Annotated in this window: 22 protein-coding genes and 1 pseudogene; 16 read left to right on the plus strand and 7 right to left on the minus strand. The window is 69.0% G+C overall.

Annotation, left to right across the window (positions count from 1 at the left end; translation table 11 throughout):
- Positions 1-5: 5 nt before the first annotated feature.
- The 7 genes from R3F55_19715 to R3F55_19745 all read right to left on the minus strand — a co-directional run bounded on the left by R3F55_19715 (position 6) and on the right by R3F55_19745 (position 5640).
- Positions 6-1178, minus strand: a complete 1173-nt coding sequence (locus R3F55_19715) for a class I SAM-dependent methyltransferase (GenBank protein ID MEZ5669623.1) — start codon at positions 1176-1178, stop codon at positions 6-8.
- Positions 1175-2023, minus strand: a complete 849-nt coding sequence (locus tag R3F55_19720) for a sulfotransferase (GenBank protein MEZ5669624.1) — start codon at positions 2021-2023, stop codon at positions 1175-1177. Before R3F55_19720 ends, R3F55_19715 begins: the two co-directional genes overlap by 4 nt.
- Positions 2020-2142 (minus strand): hypothetical protein, encoded by a 123-nt coding sequence (locus R3F55_19725; GenBank protein MEZ5669625.1) that lies wholly within the window; start codon positions 2140-2142, stop codon positions 2020-2022. The genes R3F55_19720 and R3F55_19725 overlap by 4 nt, the downstream gene beginning before the upstream one ends.
- A 73-nt stretch (positions 2143-2215) precedes the next feature.
- The gene (locus R3F55_19730; protein ID MEZ5669626.1) at positions 2216-2959 is read right to left on the minus strand and encodes a class I SAM-dependent methyltransferase; all 744 of its coding nucleotides are present in this window, start codon (positions 2957-2959) and stop codon (positions 2216-2218) included.
- Between the two features lies 1 nt (position 2960).
- Complete coding sequence (locus tag R3F55_19735) at positions 2961-3566, minus strand: glycosyltransferase (protein ID MEZ5669627.1); 606 nt, start codon at positions 3564-3566, stop codon at positions 2961-2963.
- Positions 3494-4780 (minus strand): NTP transferase domain-containing protein, encoded by a 1287-nt coding sequence (locus R3F55_19740; protein ID MEZ5669628.1) that lies wholly within the window; start codon positions 4778-4780, stop codon positions 3494-3496. Before R3F55_19740 ends, R3F55_19735 begins: the two co-directional genes overlap by 73 nt.
- A complete protein-coding gene (locus R3F55_19745) occupies positions 4777-5640 on the minus strand; it encodes an N-acetylneuraminate synthase family protein (protein ID MEZ5669629.1) in 864 nt (287 codons plus the stop codon). Before R3F55_19745 ends, R3F55_19740 begins: the two co-directional genes overlap by 4 nt.
- A 448-nt stretch (positions 5641-6088) precedes the next feature.
- Between R3F55_19745 and R3F55_19750 the strand changes: the two genes are divergently transcribed.
- The 16 genes and pseudogenes from R3F55_19750 to R3F55_19825 form a co-directional block, all read left to right on the plus strand.
- The gene (locus R3F55_19750; GenBank protein ID MEZ5669630.1) at positions 6089-6964 is read left to right on the plus strand and encodes a flagellin; all 876 of its coding nucleotides are present in this window, start codon (positions 6089-6091) and stop codon (positions 6962-6964) included.
- A 432-nt stretch (positions 6965-7396) separates the two neighbouring features.
- Positions 7397-8224, plus strand: coding sequence for a flagellin (locus R3F55_19755; GenBank protein ID MEZ5669631.1), 828 nt, complete (start codon positions 7397-7399; stop codon positions 8222-8224).
- A 63-nt stretch (positions 8225-8287) separates the two neighbouring features.
- Positions 8288-8683, plus strand: coding sequence for a flagellar biosynthesis repressor FlbT (locus tag R3F55_19760; protein MEZ5669632.1), 396 nt, complete (start codon positions 8288-8290; stop codon positions 8681-8683).
- The gene (gene flaF / locus R3F55_19765; protein ID MEZ5669633.1) at positions 8667-9143 is read left to right on the plus strand and encodes a flagellar biosynthesis regulator FlaF; all 477 of its coding nucleotides are present in this window, start codon (positions 8667-8669) and stop codon (positions 9141-9143) included. The genes R3F55_19760 and flaF overlap by 17 nt, the downstream gene beginning before the upstream one ends.
- Before the next feature lie 236 nt (positions 9144-9379).
- The gene (locus tag R3F55_19770) at positions 9380-10804 is read left to right on the plus strand and encodes a flagellar hook-length control protein FliK (GenBank protein MEZ5669634.1); all 1425 of its coding nucleotides are present in this window, start codon (positions 9380-9382) and stop codon (positions 10802-10804) included.
- Positions 10805-10816: 12 nt separating this feature from the next.
- Positions 10817-11521, plus strand: coding sequence for a flagellar hook assembly protein FlgD (locus tag R3F55_19775; GenBank protein ID MEZ5669635.1), 705 nt, complete (start codon positions 10817-10819; stop codon positions 11519-11521).
- 141 nt (positions 11522-11662) lie between these two features.
- A pseudogene (locus R3F55_19780) lies at positions 11663-12667 on the plus strand (flagellar hook-basal body complex protein).
- A 107-nt stretch (positions 12668-12774) separates the two neighbouring features.
- Positions 12775-12954 (plus strand): flagellar basal body rod C-terminal domain-containing protein, encoded by a 180-nt coding sequence (locus tag R3F55_19785; protein MEZ5669636.1) that lies wholly within the window; start codon positions 12775-12777, stop codon positions 12952-12954.
- A 230-nt stretch (positions 12955-13184) separates the two neighbouring features.
- Positions 13185-13475, plus strand: coding sequence for a DUF1153 domain-containing protein (locus R3F55_19790; protein MEZ5669637.1), 291 nt, complete (start codon positions 13185-13187; stop codon positions 13473-13475).
- 172 nt (positions 13476-13647) lie between these two features.
- Positions 13648-14910, plus strand: coding sequence for a flagellar basal-body MS-ring/collar protein FliF (gene fliF / locus R3F55_19795; protein ID MEZ5669638.1), 1263 nt, complete (start codon positions 13648-13650; stop codon positions 14908-14910).
- A 48-nt stretch (positions 14911-14958) separates the two neighbouring features.
- Positions 14959-15126, plus strand: coding sequence for a hypothetical protein (locus R3F55_19800; protein MEZ5669639.1), 168 nt, complete (start codon positions 14959-14961; stop codon positions 15124-15126).
- Positions 15074-15373, plus strand: a complete 300-nt coding sequence (locus tag R3F55_19805) for a hypothetical protein (GenBank protein ID MEZ5669640.1) — start codon at positions 15074-15076, stop codon at positions 15371-15373. Before R3F55_19800 ends, R3F55_19805 begins: the two co-directional genes overlap by 53 nt.
- Positions 15374-15378: 5 nt before the next feature.
- Complete coding sequence (fliG, locus tag R3F55_19810; protein ID MEZ5669641.1) at positions 15379-16410, plus strand: flagellar motor switch protein FliG; 1032 nt, start codon at positions 15379-15381, stop codon at positions 16408-16410.
- A gap of 24 nt (positions 16411-16434) precedes the next feature.
- On the plus strand, positions 16435-17118 hold the full coding sequence (locus R3F55_19815) for a FliH/SctL family protein (GenBank protein ID MEZ5669642.1): 684 nt from the start codon (positions 16435-16437) through the stop codon (positions 17116-17118).
- A complete protein-coding gene (gene fliN, locus R3F55_19820; GenBank protein MEZ5669643.1) occupies positions 17118-17516 on the plus strand; it encodes a flagellar motor switch protein FliN in 399 nt (132 codons plus the stop codon). The genes R3F55_19815 and fliN overlap by 1 nt, the downstream gene beginning before the upstream one ends.
- Before the next feature lie 43 nt (positions 17517-17559).
- Positions 17560-18206 (plus strand): sigma 54-interacting transcriptional regulator (locus tag R3F55_19825; GenBank protein ID MEZ5669644.1); only part of this gene is annotated, 647 nt, incomplete at its 3' end.

Raw genomic sequence — 18206 nt, forward strand, 5'->3', positions numbered from 1 at the left:
AATGGTTAACGCATGGTTGCGCCAGCGCGTTGTTTTTGCGGGGCTTCCAGCAGGTCGGCGAAGGCTATGAGTTGGGCGTGCGGAACGATCGCCGACGCCTCGCCGGCGATCTCGCCGGCGAACTCGCGCGATGCGATCACCACCACATCGACGGCCGCGTCGGCCAGCGCGGCCGGCGCGTGCAACGGCACGCCGTGCAGACTTTCGGCATGGGCGACCAGGTGCCGGTCGACGACCAGCGCCAGCCGGGCCGGATCGAGGCCGCCGATGCGCACCAGCGAATCGAGGATGCGCCCGGCACCCCAGATGGCGACCCGGCCGCCTTCGGCCAGTCCGACGATGCGTTCGGCCGCCCGGACCAGCGTGGTCTGCGCCGCCGTCAGCCGCGCGGCATAGGCGGCGATGCGTGCGGTGGTGCGGGCCGGATCGTCGCCTGAGGGCGCCACCGCGGCCGGTCCCGGACGGGCGACGGCGGCGAGGTGCAGGCCGGCGGCGATACCGGCCGGCGCGGCCAGGCCGGCGCGCGCGATGCCCGCGGCGAAGGTGGCGGGGCTGAAATGATACAGGTGCTTGTCGATGAACCATTCCTCGACCAGATCCGCCCGGTCGATGGTGTCGAGGTTCGGCACCTCGAGATAGGCGACGCCGCCCGGCGCCAAAGCCCGCGCCAGCGCCGCCAGCACCGCGAACGGGTCGGCAAGGTGTTCCAGCGTGTGGCTGCAATGGATCAGGTCGAAGCCGGCGGCCGGCAGCGGGACCTCTTCCACCGGCCTTTGGTGCAACGTCAGTCCATCCATACCGGCGTAGTCGGCGACGACGCGCTCGTCGGGTTCGACCGCGGTCAGCCCGGCCTGCGGCCAGGCGTCGCGCGCCGCAGCCAGGAAGGCACCGCGGTTGCTGCCGACGTCGAGGATCCGCCGCGGCGCGCGGCCGTCGAGCGTGGCCCGCAGCGCCGCCATGGTGTCGGCAACGCGGAACGCCTTGCCGTAGCGCACGTTGCCCCAGTCGGCGCCGCCGGACACGCTGGCCGGACGGCGCGGCGCCGTCGCACGCCGCGGAAGGCTCTGCACCAGCCCGCAGCCGGCGCAGACGTGGACGCCGAGGCCGCGCGCCGTACCGCGCGGGGTGTAGACGGCGGGCAGCGCGGCACTGCCGCAAAGGGTGCAGGAATCGCTCATTCGGCAGCCACCGGCGGGTTGTAGTCGACGCGGTATTCGGGGCTGCCGTCATAGCCGAGAGCCGCCATCACCGGGCCGGCCAGGGCATCGAACTGCCGGCGCTGGCGCGCGGTCAGCAGCCAGTCCTCCGGCCGGTTGACGTTGTGCGGACGGCGGAAGGCGGCATACAGCGCCGGCGCGAACGGCACGTCCAGAAAGGCGAACAGCCCGGCCAGGGCATCCTGGTCGGCGACCAGGTCCTCCAGCCGGAAGCGCGCGACGCGGTCGGCGCCCAGGTTCTCGGCGTGGCGCAGGATGGCGGCGTTGACCTCGGCCCAATGCCAGGCGACCCGCCGGAACCGGTCGAAGCGCCGGAACGCCCGATGCAACGGATCGCCGCGCCGCGGGATCGGCCACCAGTAGCGCTTCTCCGGCGGCGGCATCGGCGCGCCGGCATCGCCGTCGACCCAGGCCGACAGGGCGTCGACCGCCGCGTCGTCGTAGCACTCGTCGCCGAGCTTGTGGAAATAGGAGCTGGCCACCTTGCGGCCGTCGCGGACCACATGGGCGAAACGGGCGTCGGGGAACATCTCGGCCAGCACCGGCATGATCCACGACAGCTTGTTGGAGCTGTCGCCCCACACGGCCGCCTCGGTGAGCCGCAGCGCTGCGCCATGGCAGCACGCCACCGCGGCGCGCACGTCGGCGGTGTCGGCCAGCCCCATGTGATAGCGCACGGCGACGGGCTGGATGTGGGTGCACAGATATTCGTGGTGCATCTCCACACCGGGCACCTCGGCCAGCAGCTTGGCCAGCGCCGCGGTGCCGGAGCGTCCGCTGCCGACGATGAAAACAGGCCGGGTCACGACGCCGGCTCCGCATCGCCGGCCGGCTGCGCCAGCATGACGATCTCGCGGCCAAGATCCAGCGCGGCGAACGCGCGATAGAGCCCGGCCAGGCGGTCGCCCTCGCCTGCGAAGCGCATGGCGGTCTCGAAGGCCTTTCGGCGCTCGTGGCAGGCGCGACCCAGGTGTCGTCGCCGGGATAGCGGTCGCCCATCAGCAGGAACAGCTCCATCGGAAGGTCGCGGTGCGTTCAACCACCGCGAAGCCGCAGGCCTGCAGCAGGCGGCCCAGGCTATGTGGCGTGAAGTAGTTGAGGTGGTGCGGCGGCGCGACCCAGTAGGGCTCGACCCCTTGTTGCAGCGCAGCCGCCTGCAGCGGGTTGAAGTCGTTCGGCACGACCACGCAGACCGCGCCGCCCGGCTTCAACAGGCCGCGCGCCGTAGACAATATCGCGGCCGGGTCCGGCAGGTGCTCGAGCACCAGGGCCATGTGGATCAGGTCGACCGGCGCCAGCGTCGCCGCCATGGCGGGGTCGAAGAAGCCGTCGTGGACCGCATGGCCCAGGCCGCGGGCATGGGCAGCGGCCTGGCGCGACGGTTCGATGCCTTCGACCCGCCAGCCGCGGTCCCGGGCGGCATCCAGGAACAGGCCGGGCCCGCAGCCGATGTCGAGCGCGGTTCCGCCGCGAATGCCGGTCGCAGCCTCGACCGTCGCCAGCCGGTCGGCATAGACGTCGAGCCACCACGCCCGGTCCTGCTCGTAGCGTTCCAGGTAAAGGGGCTTCTCGGTGGCATAGTAGTCGTGGCTGTAGACCGTCGACAGCGCGGCCTCATCCGGCAGCGGCATGGCGTGGGCGAAACCACAGCTCGCGCAGTCGATCACGGTGAAGTCGCCACGGCTTGCCAGCCGCGGTCCCGCGTGGACCGGCGCGCCGGTCTTCGGCATGACGGCGCCCATCTCAGGCCGCCTCGCGCGTGCGGGCTTCGCGCATGGCGAGGCACGCGACGATACGTTCGGCGATCCGGTCGGCACCGCGGCCGTCGATCAGCTTGCGTGCGGTGCGGCCCATCCGGCGCAGGCCTTCCGGGTCGTCGAGCAATGTGCCGATCGCATCCGCCAGCGCGGGCGCGTCGCATTCGACGATCAGCCCGGCCGAGACCAGAACGCCAGCCTCGGCCAGCGTGCCGGCGCTCGCCGCATGGTCCTCGGTCAGGCTCAGCGCCAGCGTCGGGGTGCCGACCGCCGCGGCCTCGTAGGCGGTCATGCCGAAGGCGATGACGGCCAGGTCGGCATCGGCCAGCAGCGCCGGCATGTCGTCGCAACCGCACAACAGGCGGGCATCGGGCAACAGACCGGTCAGCCGCGCGGCAACGCCGTCCGGGTCGGCATGCGCGGCGCCAAGCAGCACGGTCACGCGCAGCGGCCGGTCGACGCGAGCCAATGCTTCGATCGCCAGCCCGGTGGCACCGGCGGGATCGGCCCCGCCCATGGTCACCAGCACGTGCGGCGGGCTGCTGTCGCCGGCCTCGCGCGCCCGCACCGCGCGGGCGAAGGCGCGGCGCATCGGCAGATACTCGATCCCGTGATGAGGGCGCCGGCGCAGCCGGTCCTGTTCTCTGCCCTGAGCTGCGGCACCGGCGGGAAGAAGGCCAGGTCGGCGGCGAGGCGACGCGCACTGCCGTCGTCCACCGTCGCGACCGCGATGCCGGCGGCGCGCCAGCCGCTCAGTGCGGCGGCCGGCAGCGCGCTGCGCACGTCGACGACCAGGGCCTCCGCATCGGCCTCGCGCAGCACGCGGTCGAGCCAGGCGGCTTCGTCCGCCTCGTCGTCGCGGCGCGGGCCGGCCAGACGAAAGCCATGCGCGGCGATCATCTCGCGCGCCGGCGCACCGGTCTCCACTGCGAACAGGACGCGACCGCCATGGCGATCGCGCAGCGCCTCGGCAATCGCCAGGCAGCGCACGGCATGGCCGAGGCCGATGCGGCCGTCGCCGTCGCAGCGGATCACGACACGGCGCTCGCCGACGCTGGTGTGCTTGCGCGCCACATGGGCGTTGACCGCGGTCAGCGCGGGTTCCCGCCGCAGCAGCGCAACCAGTTCGGTGACGTCGAGCGCACCGGGCGCCGCGCCCATCCGGGCATGGACCAGTTCGAGAAAGCGGAGGTCGGCAGGGGTGTCGACGGAAATCCTGGCGCCGGAGAACCGCCGTTCCGGCGGCGCCTCGCAGCGCGCCACCGGCACGAATTCGGGGTGTACCTTGAAATAGCTGGTGACGTGCTCCTGCGCCACCGGGTCGTCGCCTGCAAGGGCGGCAAGCCGGTGCAGCGCCCACGTGGCGCAGGGGTCGATGCCTTCGTCGATCAGCACGCCGTCGGGATCGACGCGGACATAGCCCGCACCCTCCGGCAATGCGTCGACCAGATAGTCGACCAGCCACGGGTCGACCAGCGGGCAATCGCCGGTGACCCGCACCACCACGTCGGCGCGGGTCAGCTCGGCGGCCTGGATGAATCGGGCGAGCACGTTGGTCTCCGACCCGCGCACCACCGTGACCCCCTGCCCGGCCGCATAGGCGGCCAGCAGGTCGTCGGCCGGCGACGTGGTCGTCGCCAGCACCACCTGGTCCAGCCGCTGCGCGCGCCGCAGCCGCGCGATCACGTGCCCGATCACCGGCTTGCCGGCCAGCGCGGCCAGCGCCTTGCCCGGCAGGCGGCTCGAGCCCATCCGGGCCTGGATCACGCCGACGACGCGACGCGGGCCACCGTGCGGCGCGTTCATGCGCTGCGCCTCAGCCATTCCGCCCGGGTCGCAAGCAGTGGCCGCAGGCCGTCGCCGGGGTCGGCGCGCCAGGCCCGGTCGTCGACCTCGCTCGGCTGTGGCCGCTTGATGCCGTCGCCGTCCAGGGCCACGCCCTGGCGGCAGGCCGCGATCACCGGGGCGATCTCGTCGGGCAACCAGCAATGGCCGGGGCCGTATTCGGCACCCGCGCCGTCGAGGTCGAGGTGGAACTCGATCGCGGCCGCATTCCAGCGATGGACGGCGCGCAACACCACCTCGGGGCTGCGGCTGTGGTCGGACCAGCCGACCGCGACGCCGCAGGTCCGCGCGATCGTGCCCATCGCGGCCAGGTTGCACTCGGCCGCCGGCGTCGGATAGGCGGAGATGCAGTGCAGCACCGTGAGGTCGCGGCAGCCGGCGGCGCGGGCGTGGCCGACGCCGGCCACCACCTCGTCCAGCGTCGCCATGCCGGAAGACAGGATGACCGGTCGACCGGTGCGCGCGCAGGCGCGGATCAGGTCCGGCCAGATCAGCTCGTAGGATGCCACCTTCAGGAAGTCGACGTGCGGCGCCAGCTCGTCCACCGCGTCCAGGTCGAACGGCGTGCAGCCGAAGGCGAGGCCCTGCCGGCGCGTCTCGTCAGCCAGCCCGGGAATCATGGCGACCGGCAGCTCCCAGTCGCGCCGGCGCCGGTGCTCCTCGCTGGCCGCCAGGATCTCCGGCGCGAACAGCCGGTCGATGCGGAACAGCTGGAACTTCACCGCGTCGCAGCCCGCCCGCGCGGCAGCCGCGATCAGCGCGGCGCAGCGCTCCGGGTCGCGCGCGTGGTTGCTCGATATCTCTGCAATGAACTGAACCATGGCCCTATCGACAGCATTGATGGTTAACCAACGCCTAAGCGGCCATGCCTGGCGCGCGCCCGCCGCAACGGCGATCCGGCCGCGACCGCCGGGCAACCCGGCCGGCCGAATCGAAAGCACGCTCGATTAGGAAATAATAAACCATAGGCGTCGTCAAGTATTAGTGTTCGATTTACCAAGAGCGATCCGAAGGCAGTTTTTTCCGCCTTCCGGCAAAAGTTTCCTGCCCAAGTGGAAATATTTGCCGAGCGCATGGTGAATTTTTTCTTACTCGTTTTTTGTGTATTGTTTTCCACCAACGACTTAGCCGTGTGCCGACGAACTGGCACGGCAGTTGCTGCCTGAGTGGCGCGGCGTTACTTGCCAGGATGGCCAACGTCACAGGAACAGGTAGTTCCGGCGCCGCGGGCCGCCTCCTGGCATGTCGTCGTTCATGTAGAACCAGGCAATGGCGAATGCAGAACGCATTCGTGGCCTCTTCCTAGAATGGGAAAACGACATGTCTGAAATCGCTCTTTCGGCGCCGATCCGCGCCAACCTGATCTCCCTGACCAACACCACCGGTCTGATCAACAAGACCCAGAACCGCCTGGCGACGGGCCTGAAGGTCAGCTCGGCGTTGGACGATGCCTCCGCCTTCTTCAAGGCCTCCTCGCTGAACAACCGCGCCAGCGACCTGGCCACCCTGAAGGACAACATCGACCAGGGCATCAGCACCATTGGCGCTGCGATCGACGGTATCGAGAGCATCACCGATCTGGTCGAGCAGGCCAAGGGTCTGGCGACCAAGGCGAAGTCGTCCGGTGACACCACCGAGCGTTCGAGCCTCGCCGCGCAGTTCGACGACATCCTCACCCAGATCAACGATTTGGCGCGGGACTCGAGCTACAACGGCGTCAACCTCATCGACGGCGGCTCCGACACGCTGACCGTCGACTTCAACGAGGGGTCGACCTCGCGTCTGACCATCTCGCACCTGAAGTCGAATGCCAGCGTCGGCGGCCTTTCGATCGGCGCGGCGGCGAACAACTTCGCTTCGGACGGCGACGTCGACACGGCGCTGACCGCGGTGAACGCCGCTCTGACCGAGCTGCGCACCAACGCTTCGACCCTGGGCTCGAACAACACGGTGCTGCAGACCCGTCTGGAATTCACCTCCAAGCTGATCAACACGCTTGAGGGTGGTGCCGGCAAGCTGACGATCGCCGACCTCAACGAGGAAAGCGCCAACCTGCTGGCTCTGCAGACTCGGCAGCAGCTGTCGACGAACGCGCTGTCGCTGTCGGCTCAGACCGAGCGGTCGGTCCTCGGCCTCCTCGGCTAAGACCGAACCACAACACGATCGCACTGGTGGCGGGGCTTCGGCCCCGCCATTTTTTTTGCGCCCGGCGTCGGCGCGGGCGGTCGAAGCTGCCGGGCCGGACCCCGGATTCCCCCGGCACGAATTGCCATCCGGCGGCAGAGATTTCCCAGCCAAATGGGCCAATCCGGCGGCCAGGCACGCCATCGCGCGCCGCCGACGCGCGATTGGCCGTCTCTACAAGTCATTGAAAATTTTATCTTTTTTGTTCCTTTCCGGCCTCTGGCCCGGCGGCCTGGCCCGCCTTGGCACAGCGGTTGCCGTTAATGGGTTCGACCGAACTGCGGCACCTGCCGCGTTCATCCTGTCCGGTAGCAACGCGAACCGGAGCAGAAAGCTGAACCCAAAGACGCCGCGAGAACATTTGGCGGCGCATGGCGGAGACCGGAGACTGAAATGGCTGGAAAGATTGCTCTTACCCAGATCGTCCGCGACAACCTGCTGACGCTGCAGCGCACGTCGAGCCTGGTCAACACCACCCAGAACCGGCTGGCCACGGGCCTGAAGGTCAGTTCCGCGCTGGACGACCCGACCGCCTACTTCCAGTCGCGGGCGCTGAGCGACCGCGCCGGCGACCTGGGCCGACTGAAGGACAACGTCGACCAGGCGATCAGCACCATCCAGGCGGCCATCGACGGCCTGGAGTCGATCACCAGCCTGGTCGAGCAGGCCAAGGGTCTCGCGACCAAGGCCAAGTCGTCGGGCAGCTCGGCCGAGCGCTCCGGACTGGCCACGCAGTTCTCCAACCTGCTGACCCAGCTGAACGACCTCGCCCGCGACGCAAGCTACAACGGCGTCAACCTGATCGACGGCGGCAGCGATACGCTGACGGTCGACTTCAACGAGGACGCGTCGTCCAAGCTGACCATTGCGCACCTGAAGTCCACCTCCAGTGCCGGCGGCCTTTCGATCGCTTCGGCGACCAACAACTGGGGCAGCGACGGCGACGTCGACGCCGCCCTGACCCAGGTCAACGCCGCGCTGATCGAACTGCGCACGAACGCAGCCGCCCTCGGCTCGAACAACACCGTGCTGAAGACCAGGCTGGACTTCACCCAGACACTGGTGAACACGCTCGAGCAGGGCTCCGGCAAGTTGACACTTGCGGACATGAACGAGGAAAGCGCAAATCTGCTTGCGTTGCAGACCCGCCAGCAGCTTGCCACCAACGCCCTTTCGCTCTCGGCCCAGAACGAGCGCAACGTCCTGCAGCTGTTCGGCTAGGCATAACGACGGCCGGTCCCCTTCCGAATCGGCCCGTGCAGAAAGCACGAGAGGAACCGAGAAATGGCTCTCAAGATCTCGCTCAAGTCCGGCGAACGGATCATCATCAACGGCGCGGTCATCGTCAACGGCGGCGACCGCGCCCAATTCGTCCTGCAGAATCGTGCGAACATCCTGCGCGAGAAGGACATCATCACCGAAGAGCAGGCCAACACGCCGGCCCGGCGGATCTATTTCACCATCCAGCTCATTCACCTTTTCCCGGAGCGGGAGAAGGTCCATCAAGAGAACTTTAATCGCTTCCTGCAACAGTTTGGCGAGGCGGCGCCCAGCTCGACGCCGCTGTTGCTGGAAATCGGCCAGCACATGATCGCCGGTGACAGCTATGGGGCGCTGAAGAAGTGCCGCAACCTGATCAGGTATGAGGAAGAGGTGCTGAAGCATGCCGGCTCCGCGTAACAACCCCTACCAGCAGGCCCAGAAGCTCGGCTCCAACCCGAGCGAGACCGAATCGCGCGCCCTGCTGGAAGCGGCACGGCGCCTCGCCGCCGTGCAGCGCCAGGATGTTCCGCTGGAAGAGTATCGCGCGGCCCTGCGCCTCAACTGGCGCCTGTGGACCCTGTTTCAGACCGACATCGCGGAACCGGAAAACCCGCTACCGCTGCCGCTGAAGAACAACATGCTGAGCCTGGCTGCGTTCGTCGACCGCCAGACCGTGGCCGCGCTGGCCCGGGTGACGCCGAACCGGCTGCAGGTGCTGATCGACATCAACCGGCAGATCGCCGCCGGCCTGAACGAGGGCCGCGCCCACGCCGCCGCGCAGGCGAAGGCCGGAAGCCCTGCCGAGACGGCCTATGCCGGCGGCGCACCGGCCCAGGGCAGCGGGCCGGCGCCCTCGATCAACCGCTTCGTCGCATAGCGGCACAGCCGCCGCGCCGAGCCGACCCGAACGCCGCTGCAGCCCAGCGGCGTTTTTTGTTGCCCGCGGCCGGGCCCGGCAACAGTTGCCGGCGGGTGGGCAAGGCACGCCGGGCAAGTCCTGACCCGCGACGCGGCACCGGAGAAAAAATACAATTATTTCAACACATTGAGGAGGGACTGGCCTGGCCCGCGGCTTGCGAGAGCTGGCCCGCAGGTTAGCCGAAGGAACAATCGATGCAGATTGCATTTCGTAGCGAGAGCCCCCGGTTCGAGGTCGTCGGATCGGCGAGCGCTTCGAACGGCGCGGCGAAGGGCCAGAGCTTCGACGAGCTGGTTCGCGCCCTGGGCGCGCAGGACGCCGGGGGGGACCGGCGCGCCGCCATCAGCGACCGCGCCGGGCGCGACCGCGACCAGCCGCCGGCCGAGGATGATCGGCCGGAGCGTGCCGCCGAGGCCACCGAGGACTGGCGCCGCGACCGGCCGAAGGCCGAGGATGCGGACGTGTCCGCCGTCGACGCCGACGCCAGGCCGCTGCCCGAACGGCCCGCCGACGCGCGCGAAGAGGGCCATGGCCACGGCCGCCCCGCCAGGGAGCGCGGCGACGCGGCGGCCGGCGATGGCCCGGCCGATACCGACGCGACGGCATCGGTCGAAACCGGCGCCAAACGCAGCAAGGGCGCCGAGCCGACCCGCGGCGGCACGTCCGGCGCCACCCGAGCGGCAGCGCTCGCCGCGGCGAGCGTCCCGGCGGCGGCCACAGGCTCGCCGGCCGATCCGAATCTGGCGGCCGGCGCCGCGACCGACGCCGCTGCCGGCAGCGGAACCATCAAGGTGACCGACCTGCCGGGCCAGTCGATGAGCAGCACCCTGCTCGCCCAGGCCCTGTCCAGCAGGCCCCTGACCCCGACCGCGCACGACGCCGGCAACGGCCAGCGCCAGAACAATCAGGCCGCCAGCGCGGCGCTCGGCCGCACGATCGCGGGCCAGGCGCGCGCCGCCGAGCCGGGTCAGCCCTCCGACGCGCCGGGCACGCCCGACTTCAAGGCGATGGTGCAGGCGATGGCCGGCAATGCCGCCAACGCGAACGCCCACACCGCACCGCCGGCCGGCGCGGAGCCGGCACCTGCTGCCGGCAACACCCAGGGCATGCCCGCACTGGCGAACGCGGCCGAGCGCGCGGACGGTCCGGCCCGGGCCGATGCGGCTGGCCCGGCACAGCATCGTCCGGCGCCGACAGGGCCGCAGCTGGCCGATCGCATCGGCGTCACCATCGCCCGCGCGGCCTCGGCCGGCGCCGACCAGGTCTCGATCCGCCTGCATCCGCGCGAACTCGGCCGCATCGACGTGCGGATGGAGCTGGGCACCGACGGCCGGATGACCCTATCGGTCACCGCCGACCGCCCCGACACGCTGGAGCAGCTGCAGCGCAACGTCCGCGACCTGGAGCGCTCGCTCGCCGATGCCGGCTTCGACACCGGCGGCGACCTGAACTTCTCGCTGCGCCAGCACGGCGGTTCCAATCCGCACGGCGAGGGCCGCGAGGGCCGTGACGGCAGCGGCGGCAGCGGTGACGGCGGACATGACAGCGAACCGACCGACGACGGCATCGTCGTAACCCACCACAGCGGCAGCCACATGGTTGTCGACCTGTTCGTCTAGGCGGAGTCCGACATGAACGTAAGCGCCACCAGCGGCACTGCCACCCAGTCGCAGAGCCAGAGCAGCGCCCTGACCAGCCTGTCGTCCAACTTCGACAGCTTCCTGACGCTGTTGACCCAGCAGCTGCAGAACCAGGACCCGCTGTCGCCGATGGACACCAACGAGTTCACCAACCAGCTGGTCCAGTTCAGCGGCGTCGAGCAGGCGATCAAGACCAACACCCTGCTGGAAAGCCTGGTCGTGGCGGAACAGGCCAACCAGACGCTCACCGCGCTGGACTTCATCGGCCGCGAAATCACGGCGATCGGCGACGAGGCGGTGCTGCAGGACGGCCAGGCGACGTTCGCCTACACGCTGGACTCCGACGCAGCGTCGGCCACCTATACCATTCGCGACAGCAACGGCGCCGTGGTGTTCTCGGGCACAGGCCCGACCGATGCCGGCTCGCATGAGATCGCGTGGAACGGCGTCGGTGCCTCGGGCGGCGCGCAGCCGGACGGCATCTATACGATCAGCATCGAGGCGCGCGATGCCAACGGCAACCAGGTCGGCGCCGAACCGGGCGTGGTCGGCGTGGTCAGCGGCGTCGAATCGCGCAACGGCCAGACCGTGGTCATGATCGGCGACCTCGCGGTCTACCTGCAGGACATCACCTCGGTGCGGGCTGTCAGCCAGCAGCAGCAGGCCGACGACGGCGAGACCGCGCAGGCCGCCTGACCCGCCGCCCCGACACGACAACACGGCCGGCGCAGGACAGCGCGGCCACAAGGTATCAGCAAGGAGCACAACCAGATGAGCATCTACGGCGCAATGGTGTCCGGCGTCTCGGGGCTTGCCGCGAACAGCCAGAATCTCGGCATGATCGCGGACAACATCTCGAACGTGAACACGATCGGCTACAAGGGTACGCGCGGCCGCTTCTCCACGCTGGTCACCCAGTCCGAATCGGCATCCAGCTATACGCCGGGCGGCGTCGCCTCCTCGCCGCTGCGTCTGGTCGATCACCAGGGCCTGTTGCAAGGCTCCAGCTCGCCGACCGACATCGCGATCGACGGCAACGGTTTCTTCGTCGTCAACGAATCGGCGGCGGCGGGAGTCGGCAACGAGTATCTGTATACCCGCGAGGGCTCGTTCACGATCGACAAGGACGGCAACTTCGTCAACGCAGGCGGCTTCTACCTGCAGGGCTGGCCGCTCGACACCAGCGGCAACCTGCCCTCGAACACCAGCTCGATCTCGGCGCTGGAGACGGTCAACGTCGCCGGCCTGTCGACCCTGGCCGAGCGCACCACGCAGATCGACATCTCGGCGAACCTGCCCGCCACCGCGTCGACCGGCGACACCGAAACCACCAACGTCACCATCTACGATTCGCTCGGCGTCGCGCACGACATGGAGCTGACCTGGTACTACAACGGCTCCAATGCGTGGGATCTGCGCGTCACCGGCCTGAACCGTACCTCCGATGGCGTCGCGTCGGGTACCTACGACGCCGACACCGGCGCCGCCCCCGCCGCCGCGGCGTTCTCGTCGACCAACTACATGACGGTCGGGACCATCACCTTCGCGGCGGATGGCACGCCGACCGGCGGCACCGGCGCCCTGGAGCTGACGCTCGACTTCACGCCTGCGTCGCCGGCGGCCTTCACCTTCACCGGCTCCGGCGGCGAGCTCGGCACCGCAAGCGCGAGCGAGATCACCATCGCGCTCGGCGACTACGACGAGCCGAACGGCATGACCTTCCTCGACGGCCCCTACACGCCCAAGCAGCTGGAGCAGAACGGCCTGCCCTTCGGCTCGTTCTCCGGCGTCGCGATCGACCAGGACGGTATCGTCACCGCCTTCTTCGACAACGGCAGCCGCAAGGCGGTCTACAAGATTCCGCTCGCGACCTTCAACAACCCTAACGGCCTGCAGTCGCGCCCGGCAACGCCTTCGGCGAGACGTCGCTGTCCGGCGAATATCTGCTGTTGCAGGCCAACACCGCCGGCGCCGGCAAGGTTGCGGCGGCGTCGCTGGAAAGCTCCAACGTCGACCTGGCCGAGGAGTTCACCAACATGATCATCACCCAGCGCGCCTATTCGGCCAACGCCCGCACGATCACCACCGGCGACGAGATGCTGGAAGAGCTGATCCGGCTGAAGCGGTAATGCCTTCCTGACCTCCTGAACTTCTGACCTCCCGAGCCTTGCGCGCCGGCGGCATCGCAACGATGCGCGCCGGCGCGCTGCCGTTCGGCAAGGATCGGATATCGCTAAAATTCGAACCGTTAACCCCCCGGAATGCATAGAGAAACCGGCTGCCTTAGGGGTTTTTAAAGCGGCCCGACGTAGTTTCTGGAGCTAGCAACAGGACGTTGTCGATTTCGGCAGGAAGAGCGATGGACACGACCAAGGGCTTCGAAGACGTGATCCTCGACACGGTGGGCACCCCCACGAGTGTCGACGATCTGCCGCCCCCACATACCAAACGCTGGGTCATCAAGCGCAAGGCGCAGGTCGTGGCCGGTGTCCGCTCGGGCTTGATCAGCCTTGAGGACGCCTGCAGCCGCTATCGCCTTTCGGTCGAGGAATTTCTCTCGTGGCAGCGCCTGATCGAGCGCCATGGCATGCGCGGCCTGCGCACCACCCGCCTGCAGGACTATCGCGAGCACGTGGCCGGCGGCGTCTGAACCCGTCCACCCAGAAAAAGATTCCTACCCCCAGGCAAATTCTGCCGGCCCTTAACCTGTTGTTCAGCACGACCACCCTAGCGTCCGCCTGACGCGAGGGCTCGGACCCGCCGACAACCGTCTTGGCGGTCCGCAGCACGCTCGCATCCTGTTGTCAGGGAGATGCCGGGTCGTGCAGGGCCTGATCACCACATTGCGTAGCCTCGGCCCCGGGCGCATCATCGCGCTGGGGCTGGTCGCGGCCGGCCTGATCGGCCTGTTCGCCTATATTTTCGCCCGGTTCAGCGCGGCCGACATGTCGCCGCTGTTCGCCGGCCTGGAGCCCACCGACAGCACCGCCATCGTGGCGGAACTGGATTCGCGCGGCATCGAGTACGAGCTGGCCAACGGCGGCGAGACGATCATGGTGCCGTCCACCGAGGTGGCCCGGCTGCGGCTGGACCTGGCCGCCGAGGGCCTGCCCGGCTATGGCGTGATCGGCTACGAGATCTTCGACGACCTCGACGCCCTCGGCACCACCAGCAACATCATCGAGATCAACCAGCGGCGCGCCATCGAGGGCGAGCTGGCACGGACGATCCGCTGGCTCGACGCGGTCGAGAATGCACGGGTGCACCTGGTACTGCCGCAGCGCACCACCTTCAGTCGCGAGACCCAGCCGCCCAGCGCCTCGATCATCCTCGACATCCGCGGCGGCCGGACCCTTTCGCCCGGTCAGGTCGTCGCGATCCAGAACCTGGTCGCCTCCGCGGTCAACCAGATGACGCCGGACGAGGTCTCGATCATCGACCAGACCGGTCGGCTGCTGACCGAGTCGAGCCAGACCTCGGGCTCCGACCAGCTGCAGGGCGCCTACGAGACCGACCTCGAGCACCAGATCGTCGAACTGCTGAGCGCCTATGTCGGGGCCGGCCACGTGCAGGCCAAGGTGACGGCGACGATGAACTTCGACCTCGTCACCGAGTCGCAGACTTCGTACGACCCGGCGGGCGCCGTCCCGTCCGAGACCACGACGATCGAGCGCTCGCAGGAGTCGACCGACCAGCAGAGCGCCGACGGCGTGACCGTGCTGACCGAGCTGCCCAACCCGCAGGGCGGCGCCAACCCCGGCACCACCAGCCTCAGCCGCGACAGCAGCACCGAGGAGCGCGTCACCAACCTGGTCTCCGTGCAGGAGACCCAGCGCACGGTCGCACCCGGGGCGGTCCAGCGGCTGTCGATCGCCGTCATCCTCGACGGCTCCTACGACCGTGCTCGTGACCACCGATGCCGACGGCAACGAGGTCAGCGAGATCACCTACCGGCCGCGCACCCAGGAAGAACTGGATCATGCTCGCCGGTCGCCTCCGGCGGTCGGCTTCGACGCGCGGCGATACCATCGAGGTGCAGAACCTGCAGTTTGCCGACGGTGCGAGCCGGGTCGAGCCGGCGTTGAAGGCGATGCCGAGGCCGGCGGCTTTCTGACGGCCTCGGCATCGACATGATGCGGCTGATCGAAATCGTGCTGCTGGGCGTGCTCGGCCTGGTCGCGATGCTGCTCGTCGTGCGCCCGCTGCTGCGCGGGGTGGCGGGCGGCGCCGGCGGCGGGGTGCTGGCGCTTGCCGGCGACTGCCGGAGGGCAGCTGGCCATCGCCGGCGGCGTCGGCCCTGACGGCCAGCCGCCGCTGCTGACCGCCGGCGGCGAGGCTACGCAGACCGAGGGCGGCCAGGCCGGCGGTGCCGGCGGCAACCGGCAGGCGGTCGCCAAGCGCAGCGAGATGGACGAGTTCATCGACCTCGCCCAGATCGAGGGCCAGGTCCGCCGCGAGTCGATCAGCCGCGTCAGCGACCTGATCGATCAGAACCCGGGCGAGGCGGTGGCGCTGCTGCGTAGCTGGCTCTACGCCGGACGGGGCTGATCGCCGTGGCAGCCGCGCACTACCGCAGTCTCGAGACCTATGAGAAGCTGACCGGCCCGGATCGGGTCGCGATCCTGATGCTCGCCCTCGGCGACGAGCATGTCTCGAAGCTGTTCACCGAGATGCAGGACGAGGAGATCCGCGAGATCTCGCAGCACATGGCGTCGCTGGGCGCCGTGGCCTCCGAGGTGGTCGAGCAGCTGTTCAAGGATTTCGCCCAAGGCCTGATGTCGTCGGGCGCCCTGATGGGCACCTATGACAGCACGGAGCGATTGCTGTCGAAGATCCTGCCCGACAAGCGCGTCGAGCAGATCATGGAGGAGATCCGCGGCCCGGCCGGCCGGACGATGTGGGAGAAGCTGGCCAACGTCAACGAGACCGTGCTGGCCAACTACCTGAAGAACGAATACCCGCAGACCGTGGCGGTGGTGCTGTCGAAGGTGCGGGCGGACCACGCCTCGCGCGTGCTGACCAACCTGCCCGAAGGCTTCGCCATGGAAGTGGTGATGCGCATGCTGCGCATGGAATCGGTGCAGAAGGAGGTGCTCGACGACGTCGAGAAGACCCTGCGCAACGAGTTCATGAGCAACCTCGCGCGCACCAACCGCCGCGACGCCCACGAGATGATGGCCGACATCTTCAACAACCTCGACCGCTCGACCGAGAGCCGGTTCCTGTCGGCCCTGGAGGAGCGGAACCGCGACGCGGCCGAGAAGATCAAGTCGCTGATGTTCACGTTCGAGGACCTGGGCAAGCTCGACGCCACCTCGGTGCAGAAGCTGATGAGCAAGGTGCCGAAGGACAAGCTGGCCATGTGCCTGAAGGGCGCGTCGGAAAGCCTGCGCCAGCTGTTCGTCGGCAACATGTCGGAGCGTGCCGCCAAGCTGATGAAGGAGGACATGGTCGCCATGGGCCCGGTCCGCCTGAAGGACGTCGACGAGGCGCAGTCGCAGATGATCGCGATCGCGAAGGACCTGGCCGCCAGCGGCGAGATCGTCATCAACGAAGGCAAGGGCGAGGACGAGCTGGTCTACTGACCGGGCTCCCCGATGGATCGCGTCGTGGAAAAATTCCTGTTCGATACGTCGTTCGACTCGTCCGAAAGGGCGCGGCCCGAGCCGGAGCCGGAGCCGGAGCCGACATTCGGCATTTCGGAGCTGGAAGCGGCGCGCGCGGCGGCCTTCGCCGAGGGCCAGGCGGCCGGCGAAACGGCCGCGCTGCAGCGCATCGACGGGGCGACGCGCGATGCGCTCGGCCAGATCGACGGCCGGCTCGGCGCGCTGCGCGAGCAGCTCGGCTACGTCGCCGACCAGGCACGGCGCGACGGCATGGCGGTGGCGATGGCTGCGATCCGCACGCTCTACCCCCGCCTGGCCGCCACGCACGGGCTGCAGGAGATCGAAACCGTAGTGGCGCAGTGCCTGGAGCTGGCCCGGCACGAGCCGGCCATCGTGTTCAAGTTCCACCCGGACGTGCAGGAGCAGGCCAGCGCACCGCTGGAGGCGATGGCGGCGGCACGGGCCTATCCCGGCAAGCTGGTGATCCTGGCCGACCCCAAGCTGCCGGTGGACGGCTGCGCGGTGGAGTGGGCCGACGGCGGCGCCGAGCGCAACTGCGATGCGCTGATGGAGCAGATCCAGGCGCTGGTGGCCCAGGCGATGGGCGGAAATGCACAGCCGGCGAGCCCGGCCGCCACGGCCGCGGAAGCGGTCGCCGAGGATGATGGCGCACAGGAGGCGCGGTGATGAGCGACGACGGCGATCTGGTCCTGGACAACCTGGACGACGATGAAGGCGAGATGGACATGGCTGCGGCCATGGCCGAGATGGCGCGCGAGGAGGCGGCGTCCGGCGGTCACAAGCCGGGCGACGACGACGATACCGACCGGGTGCGCACCGCGCGCGAGCTGGAGACGGTTTACGACATCCCGGTCCAGGTCTCGGCGGTGCTCGGCAAGTCGCAGATCCAGGTGGCCAATTTGCTACGCCTCGGCCCCGGCGCCATCGTCGAGCTCGACCGCAAGGTCGGCGAGCCGATCGACATCTTCGTCAACAACCGCCTGGTCGCGCGCGGCGAGGTCGTCGTGGTCGACGACCGTCTCGGCGTGACCATGACGGAAATCATCAAGTCGGACCGCTCGTAAGCGGCCTCCCGGCACCCGTATTCTACCGAAAGGATCGACCCCAATGCGCTTGCTGATCGTCGGACCGCTGGAAGGCTACATCACGGCCGCAGGCAAGATCGCCATCGGCCGCGGCGCCAAGGTCAGCCATGCCAGCGACATTCCGTCCGCCATGCATGCCATCCGCAACGGCATCGGCGCCGAACTGCTGATGGTCGACGTCAAGCTGGACATCGGCGAGCTGATCGGTCACCTGGCCGCCGAGCGGATGACGATCCCGGTCGTCGCCTGCGGCATCGGCAACGATGCCGGTGCCGCGGTGCGGGCGATCAAGTCCGGCGCCAAGGAATATGTGCCGCTGCCGCCCGACGAGGAACTGATCGCTGCCGTTCTGGAGGCGATCACCGAGGAGAGCCATCGCCTGCTGTTCCGCGACCCCGCGCTTGCGCAGGTGGTCCGCCTCGCCGACCAGATCGCGCCGTCGGAAGCCTCGGTGCTGATCAGCGGCGAGTCGGGCACCGGCAAGGAGGTGCTCGCCCGCTACATCCATCGCAAGTCGAAGCGAGCCGACCAGCGCTTCGTGTCGGTCAACTGCGCCGCAATCCCCGAGAACCTGCTGGAATCCGAGCTGTTCGGCCACGAGAAGGGCGCCTTCACCGGTGCCGTCGCCCGCCGGATCGGCAAGTTCGAGGAGGCCGACGGCGGCACGCT

The sequence above is a fragment of the Alphaproteobacteria bacterium genome, from assembly GCA_041396705.1.
In the GTDB taxonomy this organism is placed as follows: Bacteria; Pseudomonadota; Alphaproteobacteria; order CALKHQ01; family CALKHQ01; genus CALKHQ01.